Origin of the sequence: Streptohalobacillus salinus, from assembly GCF_003201605.1 — a bacterium.
Taxonomy (GTDB): Bacteria; Bacillota; Bacilli; order Bacillales; family Amphibacillaceae; genus Streptohalobacillus; species Streptohalobacillus salinus.
Window position 1 is genome coordinate 253,446 of the sequence record NZ_QJJR01000004.1, and the last position, 25,321, is coordinate 278,766.

At 39.7% G+C, this 25,321-nt stretch carries 21 protein-coding genes; 4 read left to right on the forward strand and 17 right to left on the reverse strand.

Going from position 1 to position 25,321, the window contains the following annotated elements; translation table 11 throughout:
• Positions 1–37: 37 nt before the first annotated feature.
• Positions 38–1,297 (reverse strand): threonine ammonia-lyase IlvA, encoded by a 1,260-nt coding sequence (ilvA, locus tag DES38_RS05660; protein WP_110251125.1) that lies wholly within the window; start codon positions 1,295–1,297, stop codon positions 38–40.
• Positions 1,298–1,446: 149 nt separating this feature from the next.
• On the reverse strand, positions 1,447–2,373 hold the full coding sequence (locus DES38_RS05665; RefSeq protein ID WP_110251126.1) for a manganese-dependent inorganic pyrophosphatase: 927 nt from the start codon (positions 2,371–2,373) through the stop codon (positions 1,447–1,449).
• Positions 2,374–2,564: 191 nt separating this feature from the next.
• Here DES38_RS05665 and DES38_RS05670 point away from each other — a divergent pair, with 191 nt between their 5' ends.
• A complete protein-coding gene (locus DES38_RS05670) occupies positions 2,565–2,969 on the forward strand; it encodes a VOC family protein (RefSeq protein WP_110251127.1) in 405 nt (134 codons plus the stop codon).
• A 121-nt stretch (positions 2,970–3,090) separates the two neighbouring features.
• Here DES38_RS05670 and DES38_RS05675 read toward each other — a convergent pair whose 3' ends face one another.
• The 5 genes from DES38_RS05675 to gltB all read right to left on the reverse strand — a co-directional run bounded on the left by DES38_RS05675 (position 3,091) and on the right by gltB (position 13,143).
• Entirely contained in the window at positions 3,091–4,338 is a 1,248-nt protein-coding gene (locus tag DES38_RS05675) for a glutamate-5-semialdehyde dehydrogenase (protein WP_110251128.1), read from the reverse strand.
• Entirely contained in the window at positions 4,335–5,456 is a 1,122-nt protein-coding gene (gene proB / locus DES38_RS05680) for a glutamate 5-kinase (protein ID WP_170114349.1), read from the reverse strand. Before proB ends, DES38_RS05675 begins: the two co-directional genes overlap by 4 nt.
• Before the next feature lie 344 nt (positions 5,457–5,800).
• Positions 5,801–6,898, reverse strand: a complete 1,098-nt coding sequence (locus tag DES38_RS05685) for a branched-chain amino acid aminotransferase (RefSeq protein WP_110251130.1) — start codon at positions 6,896–6,898, stop codon at positions 5,801–5,803.
• A gap of 180 nt (positions 6,899–7,078) precedes the next feature.
• The gene (locus DES38_RS05690) at positions 7,079–8,572 is read right to left on the reverse strand and encodes a glutamate synthase subunit beta (protein WP_110251131.1); all 1,494 of its coding nucleotides are present in this window, start codon (positions 8,570–8,572) and stop codon (positions 7,079–7,081) included.
• On the reverse strand, positions 8,572–13,143 hold the full coding sequence (gene gltB, locus DES38_RS05695; RefSeq protein ID WP_110251132.1) for a glutamate synthase large subunit: 4,572 nt from the start codon (positions 13,141–13,143) through the stop codon (positions 8,572–8,574). The genes DES38_RS05690 and gltB overlap by 1 nt, the downstream gene beginning before the upstream one ends.
• Before the next feature lie 125 nt (positions 13,144–13,268).
• Here gltB and gltC point away from each other — a divergent pair, with 125 nt between their 5' ends.
• Both gltC and msrA read left to right on the forward strand, forming a co-directional pair.
• Entirely contained in the window at positions 13,269–14,177 is a 909-nt protein-coding gene (gltC, locus tag DES38_RS05700; protein WP_110251133.1) for a glutamate biosynthesis transcriptional regulator GltC, read from the forward strand.
• A 15-nt stretch (positions 14,178–14,192) separates the two neighbouring features.
• Positions 14,193–14,720 carry a peptide-methionine (S)-S-oxide reductase MsrA gene (gene msrA, locus DES38_RS05705; protein WP_110251134.1) on the forward strand — a complete coding sequence of 176 codons (528 nt, stop codon included), beginning with the start codon at positions 14,193–14,195 and terminating at the stop codon, positions 14,718–14,720.
• Positions 14,721–14,945: 225 nt separating this feature from the next.
• Here msrA and hisIE read toward each other — a convergent pair whose 3' ends face one another.
• From hisIE to DES38_RS05745, 8 genes are read right to left on the reverse strand one after another with little or no spacing between them, the layout of a single operon-like run.
• Positions 14,946–15,596 carry a bifunctional phosphoribosyl-AMP cyclohydrolase/phosphoribosyl-ATP diphosphatase HisIE gene (gene hisIE / locus DES38_RS05710; RefSeq protein ID WP_425450531.1) on the reverse strand — a complete coding sequence of 217 codons (651 nt, stop codon included), beginning with the start codon at positions 15,594–15,596 and terminating at the stop codon, positions 14,946–14,948.
• On the reverse strand, positions 15,586–16,344 hold the full coding sequence (gene hisF / locus DES38_RS05715; RefSeq protein WP_110251136.1) for an imidazole glycerol phosphate synthase subunit HisF: 759 nt from the start codon (positions 16,342–16,344) through the stop codon (positions 15,586–15,588). The genes hisIE and hisF overlap by 11 nt, the downstream gene beginning before the upstream one ends.
• Positions 16,341–17,048, reverse strand: coding sequence for a 1-(5-phosphoribosyl)-5-[(5-phosphoribosylamino)methylideneamino]imidazole-4-carboxamide isomerase (gene hisA, locus DES38_RS05720; RefSeq protein ID WP_110251137.1), 708 nt, complete (start codon positions 17,046–17,048; stop codon positions 16,341–16,343). The genes hisF and hisA overlap by 4 nt, the downstream gene beginning before the upstream one ends.
• A complete protein-coding gene (hisH, locus tag DES38_RS05725) occupies positions 17,045–17,644 on the reverse strand; it encodes an imidazole glycerol phosphate synthase subunit HisH (RefSeq protein WP_110251138.1) in 600 nt (199 codons plus the stop codon). Before hisH ends, hisA begins: the two co-directional genes overlap by 4 nt.
• Positions 17,641–18,228: an imidazoleglycerol-phosphate dehydratase HisB gene (gene hisB, locus DES38_RS05730; RefSeq protein WP_110251139.1), complete on the reverse strand. Its 588-nt coding sequence runs from the start codon at positions 18,226–18,228 to the stop codon at positions 17,641–17,643. The genes hisH and hisB overlap by 4 nt, the downstream gene beginning before the upstream one ends.
• Positions 18,229–18,281: 53 nt before the next feature.
• Positions 18,282–19,562, reverse strand: a complete 1,281-nt coding sequence (gene hisD, locus DES38_RS05735) for a histidinol dehydrogenase (RefSeq protein ID WP_110251140.1) — start codon at positions 19,560–19,562, stop codon at positions 18,282–18,284.
• Positions 19,559–20,179 (reverse strand): ATP phosphoribosyltransferase, encoded by a 621-nt coding sequence (gene hisG, locus DES38_RS05740; RefSeq protein ID WP_110251141.1) that lies wholly within the window; start codon positions 20,177–20,179, stop codon positions 19,559–19,561. Before hisG ends, hisD begins: the two co-directional genes overlap by 4 nt.
• Positions 20,176–21,276: an ATP phosphoribosyltransferase regulatory subunit gene (locus DES38_RS05745; protein ID WP_110251142.1), complete on the reverse strand. Its 1,101-nt coding sequence runs from the start codon at positions 21,274–21,276 to the stop codon at positions 20,176–20,178. The genes hisG and DES38_RS05745 overlap by 4 nt, the downstream gene beginning before the upstream one ends.
• A 158-nt stretch (positions 21,277–21,434) precedes the next feature.
• Here DES38_RS05745 and hisJ point away from each other — a divergent pair, with 158 nt between their 5' ends.
• Positions 21,435–22,250 (forward strand): histidinol-phosphatase HisJ, encoded by an 816-nt coding sequence (hisJ, locus tag DES38_RS05750; protein WP_110251143.1) that lies wholly within the window; start codon positions 21,435–21,437, stop codon positions 22,248–22,250.
• Positions 22,251–22,320: 70 nt separating this feature from the next.
• Here the strand turns inward: hisJ and DES38_RS05755 are convergent, their stop codons facing one another.
• Together DES38_RS05755 and parC are read right to left on the reverse strand one after the other, a co-directional pair.
• Entirely contained in the window at positions 22,321–22,788 is a 468-nt protein-coding gene (locus DES38_RS05755; protein ID WP_110251144.1) for a flavin reductase family protein, read from the reverse strand.
• Positions 22,789–22,870: 82 nt separating this feature from the next.
• Positions 22,871–25,318, reverse strand: coding sequence for a DNA topoisomerase IV subunit A (gene parC / locus DES38_RS05760; protein ID WP_110251145.1), 2,448 nt, complete (start codon positions 25,316–25,318; stop codon positions 22,871–22,873).
• Between the last annotated feature and the right edge of the window lie 3 nt (positions 25,319–25,321).

The window sequence follows — 25,321 nt, forward strand, 5'->3', positions numbered from 1 at the left end:
GTGCCTCTCTTTTCATAGTATAGCATATTTAAGCGATTTAAATAAGTAGTTGGAACAGATCTTGATCTTTGTTTATCTCGATATAATTGAACCCTTTTTGCTCCATGCGTCGAATGAGCGGCTGATAGTCTTCTTTATTCTTCAACTCAACACCGACAAGGACTGGACCGCGGTCACGATTATTCTTTTTTGTATACTCAAAACGAGTAATATCGTCATCTGCCCCTAATACGTCAGTCAGAAATTGACGCAGTGCACCCGCTCGCTGTGGAAAACTAACAATGAAGTAGTGTTTATAACCTTCATAAATTAAGGAGCGTTCTTTAATGTCCTGCATCCGGTCGATATCGTTATTCCCACCGCTGACAATTACAACAACATTTTTCCCTTTGATTTCATCCTTATAATCTTCTAAGGCAGATACCGGCATCGCCCCTGCTGGTTCTGTAACAATAGCATTTTCATTGTATAGGTCAAGAATAGTTGTGCATATCCGTCCTTCAGGAATGGTTGCAAATCCATCCACAAGTGGTTTACTGATTTTAAATGTTAAATCACCGATCCGTTTTACGCTAGCGCCATCGACAAATTTATCAACGTAATCTAATTTCACTACTTTATTTGCTTTAAATGATGCTTGCATGGAAGCTGCTCCTGCAGGTTCGACGCCGATAATTTTCGTTTCTGGACTGATGCTCTTTACATATGTACTCACACCAGAAATTAAGCCGCCACCACCAACAGACATAAACATGTGCGAAATTGGCTCATTGATAGATTCTAAAATTTCCAGACCGATCGTTCCTTGTCCAGCAATGGTTCGATAATCATCAAAAGGATGAATAAACGTCATCTCATGGGCTTCTGCATAAGCTTTAGATTCATCACTTGCATCATCAAACGTATCGCCTGTTAAAATAATATCAACGGCATCTCCACCAAAAAAGCGGACACGATCCACTTTCTGTCGGGGTGTCGTCGTCGGCATAAAAATCTTCCCTTTAACCCCCATCGCTTGACAAGAATAAGCAACACCTTGGGCATGGTTACCTGCACTTGCACAGACTACGCCGTTTTTTAATTCATCTGGTTTTAAACTTTGCATAAAATGGTATGCACCACGAATTTTGAATGAGCGCACGACCTGTAAATCTTCACGCTTTAAGTAGACGTTACAGTCATATTTCTCTGAAAGAATTGGATCTTTAATCAGTGGCGTTTTTTTGACAACATCTTTTATTAACTGATGAGCAATAACAATATCTTTAACATCAATGGTATCTTGGTTCGCATCCATAAGTCGTGGACCCCCTTTTTGTATCTAGCTTGGTAGCTTCATCCTATCATAATTTTCGTAAAACGAAAACTATTCTGAAAATAGCAACTAAAGAAAAAGGATACTGAACCAAATGGACGTATCCTTTTTCTGTGTCACGTAAATCTGTACTAGGACAGTGCTTCTGTTAATTGCGGAACGATTTGTTTTTTACGCGAAACAACCCCAGGTAGTGTTGCCACATCATCAACAAGTGTTACATGAAAAGCTTGTTCAACAGCATCTTGTTTAGCACCTAATGTGAGAATGATTGAATCATTTGTTAAGATATTCGTGATGACGAAAACAAATAAATCAAGCTTTTGTGTTGTTAATCGTTCAGTGATTGCGCTTTTAATCGCATCTTTTTGTAGTAATAACTCTTCAGGGTCAACAGTGTTTACTTGGCCAATTTCCACAACACTACTTCCCATTTTGAACGCTTTTGCATCAAACAACAATAAATCTTCAACAGATTTATCACTTAAGTCCGCGCCAGCCTTTAATAACTCTAAGCCATAGATCTCAATGTCAACTTCGGCAATGTCAGCGAGTTCTTTGGCTGCTGAGATATCTTGATCGGTACATGTCGGTGATTTAAATAATAATGAATCAGAAACAATGGCTGAAAGCATTAATCCAGCAATCGCTTTTGGAATAGCCACGTTATGTTCTTTAAATAATTTATTGAGAATAGTAGCTGTGCAACCAACAGGTTCAGCACGGTAATAAAGCGGTTCATTCGTTTCAAAGTTAGCTATGCGGTGATGGTCAATCACTTCCTTAATGGTAACCTTATCTAAGTCAATCACACTTTGTTGCATTTCATTGTGGTCAACAAGAATCACTTGAGACACTTCGTTTGCGACTGTATCAACCATTCGAGGCACGGCTTGGTTGAAGTACTCAAGCGCAAAGGCTGTTTCTTTATTTACATCACCTAGTCGTACGGCTTCCGCCTCTTCATTTAATTGTTCTTTTAGATACGCATAACTGATCGCAGAAGCAATCGTATCGGTATCGGGATTTTTGTGACCGAAAATCAATGTTTTACTCACGTTTATCTCTCCTTATTTATAAATTCATTGTCTTCATATATTGTACATGATTTAATAATGATTTTCACGTAGAATTTCAAACGGCTTAATCGCTGGTTAAGATTTTTCCTTGCTTTCATGGAAACACTGTCCGAGTGGAACAATCTTTGTTAAAATAAAAGGCACCACATCAAAAGGAGAAGGAGAATGACATGAAACCAGGCATGCTCCATCACATTGAACTTTATGTCTCGAATTTATCAGCAAGCCTTGAATTTTGGGGCTGGTTACTAGAAACTTTAAACTATCAACCCTACCAATCATTTACTGGTGGTCAAAGTTGGAAACTTAATGACACATACCTGGTCTTTGTTGAAGCAGAAGAAGCTTATAAAACACCACCCTATCACCGAAAACAAATAGGGCTTAACCATTTGGCTTTTCACGCCGCATCACGAACACAGGTTGATTTAATCACCGAAGCATTGCGGGCTAAAGGGTATCAGATACTGTACCAAGATCAGCACCCCTATGCGGGTGGGCCGGACTATTACGCGGTCTTCGTTGAAGACCCTGATCGAATCAAGGTTGAAATCGTTGCCCCTACCAAAGCTTAAAGTGTATGCCGTTTTTTACCTGATCATCCATCAACATCCATTTTAAAACCAATCCCGTCAGAAGTTTAACGACGGGATTGGTTTTTCTAAAGGTCACGCATTGATTATCGAGCCATGCTATTTAGTGCTTATATTGGCCATTACCATACAATAAGTATTTGGTTGAAGTTAAGGCATTTAACCCCATTGGGCCACGCGCGTGCAGTTTCTGGGTACTTATCCCGATTTCCGCACCAAAACCAAATTCAAACCCATCTGTGAAGCGTGTAGAGGCATTGTGATAAACACAAGCAGCATCAACTTCAGTTAAAAATTGATTTGCTTGGTTTTCATCGTTTGTGATAATCGCTTCAGAGTGTTTTGTTCCGTACTTATGAATATGTGCAATGGCTTCTGCTGTTGACTTTACCGTCTTAATCGCAAGTTCTAAATCTAAATATTCTGTTTCGTAATCTTCGACACTTGCTAGTGTTATCGAAGGGTCAACCATTTGCGCTTTTTCATCACCATGAAGAAGGACGCCATGTTTTTTAAGTGCGTTGATGAGTTGCTGTCCGTGAGCATGAAGAAAATCTTCATGTAATATAACCGTTTCAATCGCATTGCAAACCGATGGTCGTTGGGTTTTCGCATTGATAACTAACTCAATCGCCATCTCAACATCTGCGCTCTCATCAAGATACATATGGCAGTTTCCTGCGCCCGTTTCAAGAACAGGCACTGAGGACTTTTTAACGACGGTATCAATTAAGTTTTTACTCCCCCGCGGAATTAAGACATCGAGGTAATCATTCAGGCGAAACATCTCTTCAGCTGTCTCTCTGCGCGTATCTTCAATTAATTGTACGCTATCTCTAGGCAGCTCTGAGTCGGTAAGGGCTTGTTGAATAACCTTAACAATCGCTTTATTTGAATGAATCGCAGATGAGGAACCGCGCAATATGACCGCATTTCCGGTTTTTAAACAAAGGCTAGCGGCATCAACGGTAACATTAGGCCGCGCTTCATAAATAATTCCAACCACACCAATCGGAACAGCGATTTTTTTGATTTTTAAACCATTTGGTCGCGTAAAGGTTTCAAGCGTTGTTCCAATTGGATCGGTAAGTGTGGTTAACGCTTGAAGTGCTGTGCTTATATCATTAATCCGCGCTTCTGTTAAGCGAATACGGTCGATTACAGAAGGAGAAATCCCCTTTTCTTTAGCATTTACTAAATCTTGTTCATTTGCTGTTAAAATCGCTGATTGCTCTGCGATAAGCGCCTCTGAAATAAGGAGTAACGCTTGGTTTTTAGCTTCCGTTGAGGCTCTTGCTAAGGCTTGGGTAGTCTGTTTAGCTCTTTTTCCAATCTCTTGTAGTTGACTCATTCGGTTCCCTCCTGAATGGTTAAGATTAATTGATTGCGGTGAATCACTTCTGGTTTTGCGCAACCTGTTAACAACATTGCTTCTTTGCTACTTAGTCCGCGTACTTGTCTAAGTTGATCGGATGAATAATTCACTTGTCCTTTTGCAAGTTGCTGTTTATCGTGGTACACATTGACAACGTCATCTTGATTAAAATCACCTTCAATCGCAATTATTCCTGGTGAAAGTAAACTTTTCCCATCTGTTAAGAGTGCGGTTTTAGCACCTTGATCAATCAAAATGCGTCCCTTCGGTTCAGAATGAAAGGCTATCCATTGTTTATGTTTTCTAACGTGAACGGTTTCTTTGATGCCAATGTATGTACCGTCACCATCACCGTTTAAGATATCAACTAGTTTCATTTTCCCTGAACCAGTGCCAACAAAACAATTTACTCCTAGAGTATTCGCTAACTGAGCGGCGATTAATTTTGACTGCATCCCTCCTGTACCGACTTTTGATCCTGAATTTTGACTTGTCTGTTTAATCATTGTTTCGGAAATATACGGTAAATGTTGGTAACGTTTAGCGTCTATCTCTTCTTTCGGATTTTTATCATAAATACCATTGATATCCGTTAAAAGTATAAGTTGGTCTGCATTGATTAAGCCACTGACTTGACTTGAGAGCATATCATTGTCACCAAATGTTAACTCATCAATAGCTACTGAATCATTTTCATTGATGATGGGTATCGCTTTTCTTTTTAATAATTCTGATAATGTTTGATACACATTAGAAAATTGTTCTTCGTTGGTAAAGACGTCGCGTGTGAGTAGTAACTGTGCCGTCGTGTAGCCGTGTCGTTTAAAACAATGGCTATACGCCTCAATTAATAAACCTTGACCAACAGCCGCTGCTGCTTGTTTTCCTTGAACGGTAACGGGTCGACTTGAATAACCTAGATCTCTAAACCCTGCAGAAATCGCACCAGATGAAATTAAGATAACTTCTAAGCCACGATTCATCAGTTCGACAATTGCTTCTGCATGATCTGTTAGTTTCGTCAGTGACAATGCCCCATCTTTTTCAGTTAAAGAACTGGAACCAATTTTGACAACTATACGTTTCTCATTCACACCTATCCATCCTTTCTTAACTAAAAGAAACCGCTTCTCACCCATTACATCATCTGCAATGGACGAAAAACGGTTTCCGCGGTACCACCATTATTGCTAAACCAGTTAGATTTAGCCTCTTAGTATTGATATCGCTCTCTCAATGAGCGGTTAAGTCACCTTAACGTCCTAAAGAGCAGGTTCAATGATTAGAGGTAGTGTGGTCGTTTCAGCCCAAGCAACACACTCTCTTTCGCTACATAAATCATTTACTCGTCTCTTATTATTGGTTCTGATATACGGTTTATAATTATTTACTATTATGCATAAGGAAGATATTCTTGTCAACGTACAATTAAGCAAATTTAGACGCGAACAATCCATTGGTGTGGGTCTTCAATGCGGCCGTATTGAATGCCTGTTAAAGTCTCATATACACGTTTTGATAAATCACCTGTCTTGTGATTATTGATGATATAACTTTCGCCATCAGCAAAGAGTTCGCCAATTGGTGAAATGACTGCGGCTGTTCCCGCACCAAAAGCTTCTTCTAATTCACCCTTTCGACTTGCTTCTAGGACTTCAGTTAAAGCGATCGGTCGTTCTTCAACAGCAATACCCCAGTCATTTAGCAACTGAATGACTGATTTGCGCGTTACACCAGGTAAGATACTACCACTTAAATGCGGGGTGATCACTTTACCATTTATCTTAAAGAAGATATTCATGCTGCCCACTTCTTCAATATACTTCTTCTCATGACCGTCTAACCAGAGAACTTGTGCATAACCAAGCGCTGCCACTTTCTCTTGTGCTGCCATACTGCCTGCGTAATTACCAGCAGTTTTTGCTTCACCAGTCCCACCTTTAACTGCACGAATGTATTCATTTTCAACAGCGATTTTAACAGGGTTAATTCCCGCATCATAGTAAGCACCAACCGGTGAAAGGATTACCATAAACGCATACTTACTTGCGGGGGCCACCCCCAGATAGGCTTCAGTAGCAATAACAAATGGACGGATATACAAACTCGTTCCCTCTAAATGGGGCACCCAATCGCGGTCGATATCAACTAAGGTTTGAATGCCTTTAAGTGCAGTATCTGCATCGATCTCTGGGATACACATCCGAGCATTTGACCGGTTGAGTCGAGCAATGTTCTCTGTTGGTCTGAACAATTGAACGTCCCCACGATCTGTCCGATAGGCTTTTAAGCCTTCAAATACAGTTTGTCCATAATGGAATACCATAGATGCTGGATCCATTGCGAGGGGTTGATAGGGAACAACACGGGCATCGTGCCAGCCTATTTCTTTATCATAATCCATGATGAACATGTGATCAGTAAATGTTTTACCGAACTGTAAGGCATTATCATTCGGTTTATCTTTTTTATTAGGATTTTCTGTGATTGAAATCTGTTGCAAAATAAATCGCTCCTTCGTATCAATGTGGCACATGGAACATGTACCTTTTACTATTGTAGACCTAAATGCTCTGAAAATACAATAGATAGTTTTCGAATTTTTAAATAACATTGAGTTGATATTAACACCAACTATTAATTACAAAAATACGGTCACATCATTTGCTTTTACAGCAATCGAGATGTGACCGTGAAACGTTCTTCTATGGTAGGACTAAATGGCTTGCTTTTCTCTGACCGACGGTAAATAACTCTTACCCATTAAATACTCATCAACTTCTTTTGCAACTTCTCTTCCTTCATTGATCGCCCAAACGATCAATGAAGGTCCGCGTCGTGCGTCACCAGAAGCAAAGACACCTTCAATATTGGTACGGAATTGACCATATTTCGCGCTTATTCTTCCGTTCTCTGTTTTGATACCGAAGCGGTCGAGTAATGGCATTTCAGCCCCAACAAAGCCGATGGCAACAATAATTAGTTGTGCTGGCCAGACGTCATCACCATTTTCAACACGTTCATATTGATTCCCTTGATCTGTTACTTTTTCTTCCAATTGACGCGTGAATAGTGCTTGTACATTACCTTCACCGTCATCAATAAATGCATGTGTTTCAATTAAATACTCACGAATGTCTTGATTAAAAATCGCTTTTGCTTCATGGTGTGCGTATTCATTTTTAAAAATAAAGGGATAACTTGGCCATTCATTCATCGGTTGTCTAAATTTTGGTGGTACAGGATTAATCGCAAATTGACGCACACTTTTTGCCCCTTGACGCAAGGCAGTTGCGACACAATCAGCAGCAGTATCACCACCACCAATGACAATGACATCTTTTTCTTTGGCAGTTAATGTTGTTGGCTTATCATCAAGCAATGCTTTTGTTTGATCAGTCAAATAGTCCATCGCCAAATGAATCCCGTTTAAGTCACGCCCTTTAATCGGTAAGTCACGGGCGTGTTGAGCACCTGTGGCAACAATGACACTGTCATAGTCCCGTTTTAGTGTTTCTGGTTGGATATCTTTGCCAATCTCTGTGTTTAACACGAAGGTAATCCCTTCATCTTCTAACAGTTTAATTCGACGAGCCACGACATCTTTTTCTAATTTCATGTTTGGAATACCGTAAGTGAGTAGACCACCTGCACGGTTTGATTTTTCATACACGTCAACCGAGTGCCCCGCTTGGTTTAGTTGGTCCGCAGAAGCAAGTCCACTTGGTCCGGAACCAATGATGGCAATTTTTTTACCGGTACGTTCTTTCGGTATCCGCGGCTGAATATAGCCCATTTCAAAACCTTTATCAATAATGGCACGTTCGATATTTTTAATCGCAACTGCATCATCATTCATACTGACGGTACAAGCGCCCTCACATGGTGCTGGACAAACCCGGCCAGTAAATTCAGGGAAATTATTTGTTAGCATCAATCGTTCTAATGCTTCTTTCCATTTCCCTTTATAGACGAGGTCATTCCATTCAGGAATCAAGTTGTGAATAGGGCATCCTGATGTGGTGTTATTAAATTCAAGCCCCATATGACAAAAAGGAATTGAACAGCTCATGCAGCGAGCGCCTTGACGTTTTAACGCCTCGTCATCAAGTCGTTCTTGATAGCCCCCCCAATCACTAACGCGTGTTTTTGGATCGCGTTCTTTTGGTTGTTCACGGCTAATTTCAATAAATCCTGTCGCTTTCCCCATTATTTAGTGACCTCCTTTTGTGGCTGTAACTCAATCACTGGTTGTGTGTTGTTTTTAAGTTTTTCAGCTTTAATTGCATTAAATGCTAGCATCTGCGCTTCTTCTAACAGATGTCCTTTATCTGTAAATCCTCGTATATCTGTTGTCACAATTTTATATGTTTTTGGAATAAGATGAACAAATTGTTCGGAAACAACATCCCAATTTTTCAATAAATGTTCAGCCTTTTTAGAGTGTGTATACATGTAATGCTTATGAATGTGTTGTTTGACTGTTTCTTTTTGTGTTTCAGTTAATGACGGTGTGATATGCACAAGTTCTGGATTAATGTTCGCAATTGTTATCTGTTTTTCTGGTGCATATAGATATGCTTCGCCACCAGACATTCCAGCAGCTAAGTTCTTGCCTGTCTCACCGAGAATAACAACTTCTCCACCGGTCATATATTCGAGACCGTGGTCACCGACACCTTCAACAACCAGTGTTGCGCCACTATTTCTAACGGCAAACCGTTCACCAGCTTGACCATTAATGTAAGCTTCGCCTCGTGTTGCGCCGTAGAAACAAACATTACCAATAATAATCGTCTCATCTGCCTTATCACTGAGTGCCTCATCTGTTTTCACAATAATTTTTCCGCCTGATAACCCTTTACCGGTATAATCATTTGCATCACCGGTTAAGTTTAAGGTTAAACCACTTGGAATAAATGCACCTAAACTCTGACCAGCAGAACCAAATAAGTTAAGCTCTAACGTATCTTCTTTCAAACCGGAAGCCCCATGTAAGCGACTAATCTCAGCACCGGTAATTGTTCCGACGGCACGATTGACATTGGTGACTGCTAAGTCTAATGAAACATGTTGCTTTTGCTTGATAGCTTCTCTGACGACAGGAAGAATAATTGAATCATCTAAAGTTTCATCTAATTGATGATTTTGTAACTCTTTTTCTAATACCCAGTGCTTAATCGGTTGATAGGTTAAACGCTCCAGTTCGAGATGTTTTGCTTTCCAATGGTTTGTTTTGACGTCATTTTCTACGAGTAAGTCTGTTCGACCGACAAGCTCGTCCATTTTACGAATACCTAGACTAGCCATAATCTCACGTACTTCTGTTGCGATATAAGTCATAAAGTTAACGATATGTTCTGGTTTACCACTAAACCGTTCACGTAACTCTGGATTTTGAGTTGCAACGCCTACAGGACAGGTATCAAGATGACATACGCGCATCATCACACAACCTAAAATCACAAGCGGTGCAGTCGCAAAACCAAATTCTTCAGCACCAAACATCGCAGCTAAAACAACATCACGTCCGGTAAGTAATTTACCATCCGTTTCAATCGTGACGCGCTCGCGTAAACCATTAATCAGTAAGGTTTGGTGAGCCTCGGTTAAACCTAATTCAAATGGAAGTCCCGCATGTTTAATACTTGTCTTTGGAGAAGCACCGGTTCCGCCGTCATAACCGACAATGCTAATGACATCGGCATTTCCTTTTGCAACACCAGAAGCAATTGTGCCCACACCGCTTTTAGCTGCTAATTTAACGCTGATTCGGGCATGGCGGTTTGCATTTTTCAGATCATATATTAATTCTGCTAAGTCTTCAATTGAATAAATATCATGATGTGGTGGTGGCGAAATGAGATCAACACCTGGCGTTGCATTACGTGTCTTAGCAATCCACGGGTAAACTTTCTCACCGGGTAAGTGACCACCCTCACCTGGTTTAGCACCTTGCGCCATTTTGATTTGTAACTCATTGGCGTTTACTAAATAATGACTATCAACCCCGAAACGCGCAGACGCTACTTGCTTAATGGCACTGTTCTTCCAATCTCCATTCTCAAGGCGCTGATAACGGTTTGGATTTTCACCACCTTCTCCTGAGTTACTCTTACCACCAATACGGTTCATTGCTATCGCAAGGGTTTGGTGGGCTTCTTCAGAAATAGAACCATAGCTCATTGCACCTGTTTTAAAACGTTTAAGAATCGCTTCAATCGGTTCAACCTCATTAATGTCAATTGCTTCTGTTTCTTTAAACGTAAAGAGATGTCTTAAAAAGCCGACTTGTTCATTGTTCATGGTATCTGAGTAGCGCTTGAATAGTTGGTAATCACCACGTCTTGCCGCCCATTGAAGTTGCGTTAACGTTAATGGATTGTATGCGTGATGTTCACCTGCTTTCCGCCATTGGAATTCACTTCCGGCTGGTAATTGTTCAGAATAGCGTTCTTTAAAACCATCATCATGAAACATTTCCGCTTCTGTTTGAATCGTCGCTAAATCAATACCTGATAAGACCGATGCAGTTCCAGTAAAGTGTTCGTTGATTACGTCATGATGCAGGCCAATCGCTTCGAAAATTTGGGCGCCGCGATAACTTTGAATTGTTGAAATACCCATTTTTGACATAACCTTCACTATACCTTCAACCATGACTTGTTGATACGTTGTCATTACCTCGTGAATAGGTGCCGTTAATTGCTGCTGATTTACTAGATCTTGATACGTTTCATAAACCAAGTACGGAAGAATTGCATCCGCACCATACCCAATTAATGTGGCAAAATGATGAACTTCTTTTGCTTCACCCGTTTCAACGATAATGCTCACCTTTGTCCGTAAGCCTTCACGAATAAGAAATTGGTGTAAACTTGATACCGCAAGCAATACAGGAATCACTTTTTTATCTTTGTTGATGCCCTTATCAGATAGCTTCAGTAAACCTGCCCCGCTCTCAATGGCCATTAATGCTTGTTGTTGCATACGCTCTAAAGCTTTCTTTAAATCGTTTTTAAATAAATAGTCTAATTGTTCCATTTTAAACGCAGGTTCAGTAACTGCTTCAATGGCTGCCAAACTTGCTTGGTTTAAAATGGGATGTGGCAATTTAATCCGGTGACAATTCGTCGGTGATTCTGATAAATAATCCCCTTCAGGACCTAACCATACGCTGGTTGATGTAACTAACTTTTCACGGTAGGCATCAATCGGTGGATTTGTTACCTGGGCAAACAGTTGTTTAAAGTAATTAAATAGTGATTGTTTGTGCTGGGAAAGAACAGCCAATGGGGTGTCAGTACCCATGGCACCAATCGGATCTTTTTTAGTCGTGATTGAAGGAATTAAGTAGTTCTCAATCACTTCATTGGTGTAACCAAAAGCTAACTGTTTTGATACAAGTCCTTCACTCACATCGACTTTATTAGCCGTTTTTTCATCAATGGCTAAAACATGTTTATCCAACCATGATTGGTACGGGTGACGATTAACGATCGCTTGTTTCAATTCTTCATCAGAAATGATTTTCCCTTTTTCAAGGTCAACATATAACATTTTCCCTGGTTTAAGACGGTCTTTGATTTTTACGGAACCGTCATCGATGTCTAACACACCAGCTTCAGACGCATAAATTAATTCATCATCATGGGTCACATAATAACGCGCTGGACGGAGGCCATTACGGTCTAATATCGCTCCGATTTGCTTTCCATTCGTAAAGGTAATTGAGGTCGGCCCATCCCATTCTTCAGTTAATGCACTGTGATACTCATAAAACGCCCGCTTTTGTTTTTCCATCAATGGATTTTGTTGCCACGGTTCTGGAATCAACATCATGGCTGCATGTGCGGGTGATTTACCTGATAGCATTAAAAATTCCAAAGCATTATCAAGAACGGCTGAGTCACTTCCTTCTTCGTCCAATATAGGAAGTAGCTTCGTAAGATCATCACCGAAAATATCACTTTTTAATTGTTTCTCTCTAGCCTTCATACCATTGATATTTCCACGCAACGTGTTAATTTCACCGTTATGAATTAAGTAACGGTTCGGATGGGCCCGTTCCCAACTCGGGAAGGTATTTGTACTAAAACGTGAGTGAACCAAACTGAATGCTGAAACTAAATCTTGATCCTTTAAGTCAACGTAAAATTGATCCACCTGATAAGAGGTTAACAAGCCTTTAAAGACGATTGTTTGATTTGAGAAGCTCGGAATATAAAAGGCATGATCATGCTTTTTTGCAACCTTTTCAAGTTGCTTTCTTAAAACATATAATTTTTTTCCGAATGTCTCATCTGACATATCCGTTGTTTTCTGCACGAAGAATTGCTGAACATGCGGTGCTGACTCTTGTGCGAGTTTTCCGATTTTTCCGACATTTGTTGGTACAACTCGCCACCCAATCGTTGTTAAACCGGTTTGATTAGCTAATTGACGCGCTTTCTCTTTATAGAAATCAATGTTTGAATCATCTTGGTGAAAGAAAAACATACCCACACCGTAATCACCAGCATCTGGTAATTCGAATGAAGGACATACTTTCCTGAAAAAGCGATCAGGTATTTGAATCATAATTCCGGCACCGTCACCTGTATTCGGATCACTTCCGCCGCCACCACGATGATCTAGTTTTGATAAAATTTCAATCCCGTTTTTTACTGCTCTGTGTGTTTTTTCCCCATTAATATGGGCGAATAATCCAATCCCACAGTTATCTCGTTCAAATTGTGGTTGATACATCCCTTGTGCTTTAGCTATCTGATCAAATCGCATACAGATTGCCCCCTAGTTATTATTTTTTTATGTTAGCTCTATTGTAATTCTATCGAATTATATGTACAATATATATAAACCATAGATATAATCTCATATTGAGATTAATAAACGGAGATGATTAGATGGAATTTAGACAATTAAAGTATTTTATTGAAGTCGCAGAACGCGAACATGTCTCAGAAGCCGCGGTACATTTGCATGTTGCTCAATCCGCAATTAGTCGTCAGATCGCTAATCTCGAAAATGAATTAGGTATTCAATTATTTGAGCGTGAAGGACGTAACGTTCGCCTGTTACCTATCGGGAAAATATTCTTAACCCATGCCAAAGATGCAATGAAAGCCATTGATTTTGCGAAGAAACAAATGGATGAATACATTGATCCTGAGCGCGGATCAATTAAAATTGGCTTTCCAACGAGTTTAGCAAGTTCAATTCTTCCCCATTTGCTATCAGCCTTTAAAAAAGAATACCCTAATATTCACTTTCAATTGCGCCAAGGGGCATATAATTTTTTAATTGATGCGATTAAAGATCGTGAACTTGATATTGCTTTTATTGGACCAGTAGTAACCGATGATCCACATATTAATGGTGATATACTTTTCCAAGAAAAAATGTATGTATTAGCTCCAAATAACCACCGACTTAGTAAACGCAAAAGCTTATATTTAACTGAACTCAAAGAAGAAGATTTTGTTCTTTTTCCGAAAGGTTATATTTTTGAGAAGATGGTTATTGATGCTTGTCATTCGGTGGGCTTTGAACCGCACGTGACAACCGAAGGTGAAGATTTAGATGCAATTAAAGGGATGGTCGCTGCTGGTATAGGGATAACCGTTCTTCCTGAGAGCGCCATTCATGCGCCAGTGTCTGAATTCACTGTGCAAATTCCCATCAGTAGTCCGGATTTAAAACGAAGTGTCGGAATGATTACACCAAAACATCGCGAACTAGCACCTTCAGAGAAGGTTTTTTATCAATTTGTTATTAATTATTTTACAGAACATTTTCCTAAAGGAATGTTTTAGAAAGGAAGAACATCAATGTCTAATAAACAATTAGCTACTTTTGCAGGGGGATGCTTTTGGTGTATGGTTAAACCTTTTGACCAGTGGGACGGTGTTCATGACGTCGTTTCGGGTTACACAGGTGGTCATATCGACAACCCTAGTTATCAACAAGTGAAAACTGGAAATAGCGGTCATTACGAAGCCGTACAAATAACCTTTGATGCAGAAAAAATCACTTATCAAGAAATTCTCGCTTTATACTGGCCGCAAATTGATCCAACTGATGCCGAAGGACAGTTTCACGACCGTGGTCCACAATATCGTACAGCCATCTTCTATCACAATGATTCGCAAAAAAGAGACGCTGAAGCCTCTAAACAAGCACTAGAAACTAGCGGACGTTTCGAATCAACAATCGTAACGGAAATACTGCCTGCAACAGACTTTTATCCCGCTGAAGATTACCACCAAAAGTATTACAAGACTCACGAAAAAGCGTACCTTGCGGATCGCGAAAAATCTGGCCGTGATCATTTCATTAAAAAAACATGGGATGTATAGGTATTTCATTTGCTAGTTAGGTAAACACGTTCATTTATCTTGTGATAAATGAAGAAATGCGTTTACTAGATAATAGGTGTTAAGGTATTAGATTAAAAAACGAGCTGTCATTTGCTTAAGCATACAAACTTAAACGTGCTTCAATTTATAGTAAACTGCTTATTTGCAAACTAAAAAGCCCACACGGAGAGCATAGCAATTATGCTGTCGGCGTGGGCTTTTGGCTTACCATTCCTTAATATCTTGACGATCACCTTTGTTGTTTCCTTTTTTGGTAAATCGTTTACTTAATTCTTTTTTTACATCGTTAAAGTCAACACCGATTTCTTCCATCATGACAAAGGTGTGGTACAATAGGTCACTTACTTCTAAAGTTAACTCATCTTTATCATCATTTTTAGCCGCGATGATAACTTCACCCGCTTCTTCAATTAACTTCTTCCCTATTTTATCAACACCTTTGTTAAAGAGATAATTCGTATAGGAACCTTCTTCTGGTGTTTCTTTTCTTTCTTTGATTTCTTTAGTTAAATCTTCTAATATATTCGGGTTAAAATCTTGGTTATCCGATTCTCTAACGGTATGAAAGAAACAAGAATCACGCCCCGTATGACAGGCGGGTCCATGTTTATCAACTTCAATTAACAACGTATCTTGATCACAATCAAGAACAATTGAAATCACCTGCTGTGTGTTCCCTGAGGTTGCCCCTTTGTGCCATAACTCTTCACGTGAACGCGAGTAAAATACTGTTTCATTAATTTCTAATGTTTTTTGATAAGCTTCTTCATTCATATAAGCAAGCATGAGCACGTCTTTTGTCTGATGATCGATAACGATTGCAGGAACAAGTCCTTTTGAAAAATCAGGTTTCACGGATAAACACCCCTTCTCGTTTACATACTTCTTTAACTTCATTTACGGTATACGTATTCTCATGGAAGATTGATGCTGCTAAGCCAGCCGAAACGTCGGTTTTTTTAAATACTTCCGCAAAGTGATCTGGGTGTCCAACACCACCAGATGCAATCACAGGTATTCTCACTGCATCAACAACTGCTTGTGTAAGTGGTAAATCAAACCCCGTTTTCACACCATCTGCATCAACGCTGGTTAAAAGAATTTCACCTGCACCGAAAGTTTCTGCCTGTTTAGCCCATTTAATCGCATCAATTCCCGTGTCTTTACTGCCACCATGTGTCATGACATGCCAACCATCCTCAAATTTTTTCGCATCAATTGCAACAACAATGCACTGGTTACCAAAACGCTCACTTGATTGTTTAATTAAATCAGGATTTACAACTGCAGCTGAATTCATCCCGACTTTATCAGCACCGGCTTGTAAGAGTCGGGTGACGTCATCAATGGTTCTTACACCACCGCCAACAGTGAAGGGGACGTGTATATTAACGGCGCATTTCTTTACCATCTCTGTGATGGTCTGTCTGGCTTCATTCGTCGCTGAAATATCTAAGAAGACAATTTCATCAGCACCCTGTTCTGAGTATCCTTTTGCCATTTCAATCGGGTCGCCCAATTCGCGAAGACCAACAAAATTCGTCCCTTTCACGACTTGATTATTTTTCACATCGAGACAGGGAATGATTCGTTTTGCTATCATAGACGAACCGCCTCTTTTAGGTCAATTGCACCCTGATAGATTGCTTTGCCAACAATCGCTTCTTCAATGCCTATCGCTTTCAACTGTTCTAAATCTTCCAGTTTACTTATCCCACCACTCGCTACAATCTTACAATTAACCGCTGTGTGGATCGCTTGAAGCTGTTCAATGCTCGGCCCTTCCATTGTCCCATCTTTTGATATATCCGTAAACACAATTGTTTCTACACCTAGCGCTTCCATATCTTTTGCAAAAGTAATGTAATCCAGTTCTGATACTGTTTCCCATCCATGCGTAGCTACTTTTTTGTTTTTCGCATCAATGCCAACAACGATGTTTTTTTGATATTTAGCTAACGCTTGCTTTAAAAACTCCGGATCTTCAATCGCCGCTGTTCCTAAAACAATCCGGTCGACACCAAGATTGATTAATTGATCGACTTCTTCCATTGAGCGAATACCCCCGCCGACTTCGATAGGCACATTTGCTGCTTCTACTAATGTTTTAATTAATGGATATTGACGTTTCTTTTGATCACGTGCACCGTCTAAATCAACAATATGAACAATTTCAGCACCATCTTCTATGAAACGTTTGAGCTGTTCTACTGGATCTTTTGCCACTTGTTCCGATTGATTAAAATCACCTTGATACAAACGCACACACTGTCCATTCATCAAATCAATCGCTGGTAAAATTTTCATGTACTCACCTCTTCTAAAAAAGTTTTTAAGATATTTGCGCCGACATCCGCAGATTTTTCTGGATGAAATTGAATCCCAAAAATATTATTGCGTCTAACCATTGCCGTAATCGGTTCCCCATATTCTGCTTCAGCTACCACGTATTTAGCATCTGTGTCTGCTTGATAGGTATGAACAAAGTAAACAAATGCTTGATCTAAATACCGGAATGCATGATGTTCATGAGAAATGGTAAGTTGATTCCACCCGATATGTGGTAATAAATAATCGGTTTTTATTTTCCGAACGACACCGGGGATTAAGTTTAATCCAGCTGTTTGTTCAACTTCTTCACTTGCGGTGAAAAGCAGTTGCATACCGAGACAGATGCCGAGAAACGGCTTTGTCTTTGCCAGAGCAATCAAGTCATTTTTAAGGCCGCGTGATTCAATCTCTTCCATTGCAGCTTTAAATGAACCCACACCAGGTAAAACGATGTGACTCGCTTCTTTTAATTGGTTTATATCATCTGTTAAGCTGACCTCGTGACCCAGTTTTTCAAAAGCATGACGTACACTAAGGACGTTGCCCATGCCATAATCTACAATCGCAATCATTCAATTAACCCCTTTGTTGAATTAACCCCTTTAATTGCTGGATTAATTGTGATCGCTTCTCCTAGTGCTTTCCCTAGAGCTTTAAAAATCGCTTCAATTTTATGGTGTGTATTTAATCCATATAAGACACGTGCATGTAAAGTAATTCCGGCATGAACCATAAACGCTTGTAAAAACTCACGTACCAATTCTGTATCAAATTGACCTAACTTTTCATTTTCGAAGGTTGCATCTAGGACAAGAAAAGGCCGCCCACTAATATCTAATGAAACAAACCCAAGAGACTCATCCATCGGTACATAGGCGGTTCCATAACGATTGATTTGTTTTTTATCACCGAGTGCCTCTTTAATAAGTTGACCAATTACAATTCCTACATCTTCAACGGTGTGATGCGGGTCAATATGTAAATCACCATCTGCTTTCACCTCAAGTGAAAAGCGTCCATGTGCAGCAAACAACGTTAACATGTGGTCAAAAAAGCCCACGCCCGTATCAATTGATACGGGTGCTTGTTCATCTAAATTCACTTTCACCATAATTCGAGTTTCTAAAGTGTCTCTTTTCTTTTCAGCATAACGCATGATATCCCTCATTTCGACAATTTATCATTGGCTATAATAAAGTGAAGCCTATTTTAATCTTCAAATCTTTTTAAAACGGCACGTGCGTGGCCCGCTAATTGTTCTTCCGTTGCAATCGTGACGATGTCGTCTTTGCTCTGTTCTAGAGCTTCTTTTGAGTAATACAAGAAGGTAGTCTTCTTTACAAAATCATCAACAGATAACCCGGATGAGAATTTTGCCGTGCCCGATGTTGGCAATACATGATTAGGACCAGCATAATAATCACCAAGCGATTCAGGTGTGTAATGACCGAGAAAGACACTGCCCGCATGCTTGATAAAACGTAAATAATCCAATGCATGATCAATTTGGACTTCTAAGTGTTCGGGAGCCATTAGGTTTGATAACTCAAAAGCTTCGGTTAAAGACGTTACCAGGACAAGCCCTCCAAAACGAGTTAAAGCTTCTGTTGCAATCGCTTGGCGCGGTAGAGCCTCAAGCTGCTCCACTAATTCACGTTCGGTTTCTTCTATCAAGCTTTTAGAGGTCGTAAATAGATAGGCGCGTGCTAACGTGTCATGTTCAGCTTGGGCAATTAAGTCACTCGCGATGTGTTTAGCTTTTGCTGATTCATCTGCAATAATTGCGACTTCTGAAGGACCTGCAATCATATCAATGCCGACATCTCCGTACACTAGTGATTTCGCAGCAGCCACGTAAGCATTGCCAGGACCAACAATTTTATCAACTTTTTCAACTGATTCGGTTCCGTAGCTCAAAGCAGCAACTGCTTGAATGCCTCCAACCTTATAAATCGTATCAACACCACTAATATCTGCGGCTACTGAGAGGATGGGTGCAATTTCTCCGCCTTGACGTGCTGGAGAAACCATAATCACTTTCTCAACACCCGCTAGTGCTGCCGGAATCGCGTTCATAAGGACTGATGATGGGTAACAGGCTGTTCCCCCAGGGACATAAATGCCGACTTTTTCGATAGGGCGATACAGCTGTCCTGAAACAATCTCTGCATCATGCTGCATGAACTTTGATTCTTTGATTTGTTTTTGATGGAATTTTCGAATGTTCGCCGCTGCGCGTTCAAGTGCTTGAATCGTTCTTTGATCAACTTTCTCCCAAGCTGCTTTACGCTCCTCCTTCGACACTTCGATATCCCCAGTAAGGGGGCCATCAAATTTTTCAATATATTGAAATAAAGCAGCATCTTTTTCTTCTCGAATGGCTTGAATCACTGTTTTAGCTGTTTCAAAAATGGTTTCTTTATCTTGACTAGGAGCGGCCTGCTTATTTAACTGATCAAGAAAGCTTTTCTTTGTTAATTGTTTAATCACTGAGCACCCTCCTGATTACTTAATTTTTCAATGATTGGCATTAATTCTTCTCGCTTAATTTTTAGTGATGATCGATTAGCAATTAACCGCGCGCTAAAATGCATAAATTCTTCATCAATGACTAAGCCGTTTTCCTTAAGTGTGGTACCTGTTTCAACAATATCAACAATCGCATCGGCTAAACCTAGAATCGGTGCAAGCTCAACAGAACCCTCTAATTTAATGATTTCAACCGATTCGCCCTTTTCTTTAAAAAAGGCCTTGGTGATTCCAGTATATTTACTGGCTATTGTTTTTTTCTGATCAGGCCACACTTTCCCCTTTTCGGTTGCTACAGCCATTCGACAAGCACCAAAAGGTAATGGTAGCAAATCATAGACATCTGCCGTATACTCTGCCAATATATCACCACCTACAATGCCTAAATCAGCAATGCCGTATTGTACATAAGTCACGACATCTGGTCCTTTTGCAAAAATAAATTGTAGATCATCGGTTTCGACTCGAAGTTTTCTGCCCTTATTTACAATCGGTTCAATATCAAAGCCTAGTCCACTAAAGTATTTTAAAAATTGTGTTTCTAAGCGTCCTTTTGTTAATGCAATGACTGGTTTCAATCCGATCCCTCATTTCTCAAATCAATAACTTCATCATACTCAATCGTTAGATCCTGTTGATAGACAATGTCTACGATTTCATCTTGATACGATTGACTTTTTAATTCTGCGACTACATGGGTCGCTTCACTTGCTAACAGACAAACCCTGCGTGGCTGTGTTTCATCTTTAATGTGTTCAGCTAGAATGTCGACATCAAAAGCCAATCCAACTGCAGATATTTTTTGATCGAACTGATGGTAGAGCGAATCATAACGGCCTCCTGAAAAGCATGATTGACCTGAATCTTTAATATAGCCACGGAACATCGTTCCACTATAGTATGGCAATTCCTTTACTCGCCCTAAATCAACAATCACATCATTAATGCCTAACTGATTTAAAACATTAATCAGTTGCAGAAGATGTTCAATGATTGCGGTAAGTTCCAGATGACTTTGGTATTTTTCTTTAAATGCAACCAATACTTCCTTATCACCATAGGCATGAATCAAGGCATGAAGTTGCTCTGATACGTCTGGGTTAGATGCAGTTAAACGTTGAACAACATCGGTTTGTTTATCATGCATCGCTTGACGTAGTTTATTTTCTGCCTGATGAGATAGTTGTAGCGGTGCAATAATTGCTTCATATATGCCAGTATGACCAAGTTCAATTAAATACTCGTCAATTTGTGTCTGGTTTAAAAATTCAACCGCAAAAAAGAGTGATTCAATTTCACCGAAAAGTGGTTCAGAACGAATGATTTCTATACCAGCTTGATTTGATTCGATTCCATCTTTATCTTGACGATAGACTGAACCTTGGTAGAACCATTTGAGTTGTTTAGGGTCCTGATTAACAAGGGCACGTGCAATAGCAGTCGTCCAATCTGGCCGTAACACCTCGATTTCACCATCGCGATCAAACCATTTCAGTAAGGTGTGAAACGCCATTCCGACATGCTTGTTGGTAAACGTTTCTGCATACTCTACTACGGGCGTTTCAATCGGTTTGTAAGCGCGTTTTTTCGCAACCTTTCTAAAAAGCTGATATACTTTTGCTTTACGGTCAAGTAAATGTCCGATTTGATCCTGACTTCCTGCTGGTAAAAACATCTTATCACGTCCATTCCTTTAACACTTTACCACTTTACTTCAGTAAAGTATATTGATTATTGTACTTACTTTAACATCATCTTTTTTCGAGGTCAACCTTTTTTTCTTTTCAAATTGTTCTGTTAATTATATCATATAGGAAACAAGGAGGTTTTTAAATGACTAATTTCGGGGATTATCATGTACATACGCCCTTTTGTCCGCACGGTACAACTGATGCATTTGAAGAATATATCAACACAGCACTTATGCAAGGGTTAAAGGCGATTAGTTTTACGGAACATGCACCTCTACCAGATGGTTTCATCGATCCTACACCAAATAAAGATAGCGGCATGAATGTAGCTGATGTTTCAGCGTATATTTCGACGCTGAAGCAACTTAAAACTAAGTATGCTGATAAAATCACGATTAATATTGGTTTTGAAGTCGATTATATTGAAGGGTTTGAAGAGGCAACGAGTGATTTTTTGAATCAATTCGGGGAAGAGATTGATGATGCCATTCTTTCTGTTCATATGTTAAAAAGTCCTCAAGGGGCGTACTATTGCCTTGACTTTAGTAGCGACCAATTTTCTGAATTAATTGATGTATTTGGGGACATCGATACCGTTTACCAGACGTACTATGCCACCTTGCTAAAGTCTATTAAAGCAGATTTAGGGCCGTATAAACCAAATCGAATCGGTCATATAACCTTGATTGAGAAATTTAAGCGTGTCTACCCAAATTTCAAACAATATACAAATGAACTAAATACGATCTTAGATGAGGTAATGAAACGAAACTATCACTTAGATTTAAACACTGCCGGCTTATACAAACCGGATTGTCAAACAATTTATCCGAATCCAGTTGTTGTAAAGTCAGCAATAAAAAGAGGCATCCCCCTCATACCCGGTTCGGATAGTCATGAGGCAAGCACCCTTTCTCGCGGGTTCGATCAGATCGCCCATTACCTTTCTGAAAATTAAGTGTAAACCTACAAAAACACCCTTTCTTAAATGACATCTTTTACCTGTCATCTAAAGAAAGGGTGTTCTATTATTTCAATTCATGATATTTTCCTTGGTAATAAAGCAAAGGTTTACCCTCATTAACTTCGATATCCGTGACATGTGCGATGAAGACGGTGTGATCACCAGCTTCAACGATTTCATCTGTCACACAGCGCATCCGAACAAGGGCATCTTCTATTACATCCGTTCCATTCAAAGTATCGAACCGAACGGGTTGGCTTTGTTCAATTTGTTTGGCAAAAATTTGAGACAACTCCTTTTGTGCGTTGTTCAAGATACTAATGCCAAACGCATGCGCTTCCTTTAAAGAGCGAATGATTGATCCATTGTTCCGAATTGAAATAGCAACTAACATTGGATCCATCGATAAAGACATAAAAGCATTGACTGTGATTCCTGTTGGTAATTGTGAATCAAACGTTTTTGTCGTTACGACCGTGACACCAGTGGCGAATTCACCCATTGCTTGCTTAAATAACATGTCATCTATCATGTGGGAACCATCCTTTATCTTTTATTTCAAAACCAAAACGCTGGCTTTGCTCTCAATTTCACTACACGTTTATATTCCCGAATTACTCGTCTTTAAACGGTGTTTGATAAAGGACTTGTTTAAAGACATCGAGGACTTCACCAACTTGGTCGGTATCGAGTACAAAGGAACCGTTGCTATAACGGTCACTTATACTAAGAGCCATGGGATGATGTTCACTTATATCACCACGTGTAGTTACTAAAATGAGTTTGTCATTAGGTGTTATTTCTTCAAAACCAACGACGCGGTGAGGTTTTCCCTTTAGTTCTCTTAACATGATTTGACCGCGATTTGCTCGTTTTGCTTGTTCGAATTCAGTTACATACATACGCTTCATTGCACCGCGCTGAGTCACGAGACTAAAGAAGGTATCATCACTCTCACCTTCCATCACAAGTCCTTTTACTAACTGCTCATCTTTCTTCAAATTCATAGCCTTCACACCAGCAGCACGTTGTGAGACAGGGGATACATCAGCTTCATTGAAGCGTAGACCGTAGCCCCGATCGCAAACAACGAATAAATCTTGTAATCCGTTGGAGCGTGCAACATCAATTAGAGCATCATCTTTTTTTAGATTGAGAGCAACTAATGGTTTAGAAAAACGAGAAGCCTCATACAGTTTAAGTTCACTGCGCTTAACCATACCGTTTTTCGTGAAGAATATTAAGTAAGATTGATCATTAAAATCTCGAACAGGCATGGCTTGAACGATTTTTTCGCCCTGGTCTAAACCAGCAAGATTCGAAGCATGTTGAGCAAGGTCTTTCCAACGAATATCCGGCAACGTATGAATCGGCGCATAAATATAACGCCCACGATCCGTAAACATCAGCATCGTGTCTGTGGTATTCACTTCAAATAGGCCAACTAAACGATCTCCTTCTTTCATTGCTAAGCCATCACCATTGGATGCTTGATAGGAACGTAAGCTAGTGCGTTTAATATAACCTTCACGGGTGACAGAGACTAAAACATCTTCTGATGCAATCATTACTTCAAGATTGATTTTAAGTTCTTCAACTTCTTTTTCAATTGTTGTTAGGCGTTCTGTTTTAAACCGTTTTTTAATATCTTTTAAATCCGTCACAATGACGTGATACAACGCTTTTTCATCAGACAAAATTCGTGTCAATTTTTCAATTTGTTGTTCCAAAGCTGTTAATTCATTTTGTAACGCTGAGATATCTGTGTTTGTTAAACGATATAATTGCAAATTAACAATGGCTTCGGCTTGTTCTTCAGAAAAATCAAATTGCTGTTTGATCCGTTTTTTTGCATCTTGTTTATCTTTACTCTCACGAATGGATTGAATCAGCTCATCCAAAACAGATATAGCAATGATTAGACCTTCAACAATGTGATGTCGTTTTTGAGCTTTTGTTAAATCAAACGTTGATGCACGTGTTATTACGTTTTTTTGATGACTAATATAGGCATCAAGCATTTGAGTTAAATTCATTTGTCGTGGTGTTTTATCTAAGATTGCGACCATATTGAAGTTATAGTTCACTTGTAAATCAGTATGTTTATAAAAGAAGTTCAGAATACCTTCGCTATCTGCATCTTTCTTTAACTCAATCACAATTTGCATACCAGTTCGGTCCGTTTCATCACGAATCTCGGCAATGCCTTCAACTTTCCGATCAAGCTTTAATTCATCCATCCGCTTAACTAGACTTGCTTTGTTCACTTCGTAAGGAATTTCATTAATAATGATTTGTTCACGTTTGCTTCGAAGTTTTTCAATTCGTGCTCGTCCACGGACAACAACTTTACCTTTTCCGGTTTTGTACGCTTGTTTTAAACCTTCTTCACCTTGAATAATACCACCCGTTGGGAAATCAGGACCACGCATTACCTTTAACAATTCATCTATTGTGATTTCAGGGTTTTCCATCCGTTTAATCACAGCATCAATAACTTCGGTTAAATTGTGGGGTGGAATATCTGTTGCATAGCCGGCTGAAATCCCTGTTGAACCGTTAACTAAAAGATTTGGAAAGCGAGCGGGTAAGACAACAGGTTCATGATTGGTATCATCAAAGTTTGGAATGAAATCAACTGTTTCTTTATCAATGTCACGCAATAATTCTGCGGATATTGGTGACAAACGTGCTTCCGTATAACGCATAGCTGCTGGTGGGTCGCCATCAACACTCCCGTTATTTCCGTGCATTTCAACAAGGGCATTTCTTACTTTCCACTCTTGAGAGAGGCGTACCATTGCCTCATAGACGGAACTATCACCGTGTGGATGATAGTTCCCGATAACGGTACCCACTGTTTTTGCTGATTTTCTAAAGCCTTTATCATGGGTGTTTCGTTCTTCATGCATCGCAAATAAAATCCGGCGCTGCACCGGTTTTAATCCATCTCTTGCATCAGGAAGGGCCCGTTCTTGAATGATGTATTTACTATAGCGACCGAACCGGTCACCAATCACTTCTTCTAAAGGTAAGTCTAAATAATTTTCTACTTCTGACAAAAC

What these genes read in the sequence shown, in the direction of transcription:
- DES38_RS05745 (WP_110251142.1), bottom strand. Translation starts at nt 21,276, where the DNA reads ATGTTTTTACCAGCAGGAAGTCAGGATCAAATCGGACATTTACTTGAC.
- gltC (WP_110251133.1), top strand. Translation starts at nt 13,269, where the DNA reads ATGGAATTTAGACAATTAAAGTATTTTATTGAAGTCGCAGAACGCGAA.
- hisF (WP_110251136.1), bottom strand. Translation starts at nt 16,344, where the DNA reads ATGATAGCAAAACGAATCATTCCCTGTCTCGATGTGAAAAATAATCAA.
- DES38_RS05675 (WP_110251128.1), bottom strand. Translation starts at nt 4,338, where the DNA reads ATGAGTCAACTACAAGAGATTGGAAAAAGAGCTAAACAGACTACCCAA.
- DES38_RS05755 (WP_110251144.1), bottom strand. Translation starts at nt 22,788, where the DNA reads ATGATAGATGACATGTTATTTAAGCAAGCAATGGGTGAATTCGCCACT.
- hisB (WP_110251139.1), bottom strand. Translation starts at nt 18,228, where the DNA reads ATGCGTTATGCTGAAAAGAAAAGAGACACTTTAGAAACTCGAATTATG.
- hisH (WP_110251138.1), bottom strand. Translation starts at nt 17,644, where the DNA reads ATGATTGCGATTGTAGATTATGGCATGGGCAACGTCCTTAGTGTACGT.
- DES38_RS05670 (WP_110251127.1), top strand. Translation starts at nt 2,565, where the DNA reads ATGAAACCAGGCATGCTCCATCACATTGAACTTTATGTCTCGAATTTA.
- hisA (WP_110251137.1), bottom strand. Translation starts at nt 17,048, where the DNA reads ATGAAAATTTTACCAGCGATTGATTTGATGAATGGACAGTGTGTGCGT.
- gltB (WP_110251132.1), bottom strand. Translation starts at nt 13,143, where the DNA reads ATGCGATTTGATCAGATAGCTAAAGCACAAGGGATGTATCAACCACAA.
- ilvA (WP_110251125.1), bottom strand. Translation starts at nt 1,297, where the DNA reads ATGGATGCGAACCAAGATACCATTGATGTTAAAGATATTGTTATTGCT.
- DES38_RS05685 (WP_110251130.1), bottom strand. Translation starts at nt 6,898, where the DNA reads ATGTGCCACATTGATACGAAGGAGCGATTTATTTTGCAACAGATTTCA.
- DES38_RS05690 (WP_110251131.1), bottom strand. Translation starts at nt 8,572, where the DNA reads ATGGGGAAAGCGACAGGATTTATTGAAATTAGCCGTGAACAACCAAAA.
- msrA (WP_110251134.1), top strand. Translation starts at nt 14,193, where the DNA reads ATGTCTAATAAACAATTAGCTACTTTTGCAGGGGGATGCTTTTGGTGT.
- hisJ (WP_110251143.1), top strand. Translation starts at nt 21,435, where the DNA reads ATGACTAATTTCGGGGATTATCATGTACATACGCCCTTTTGTCCGCAC.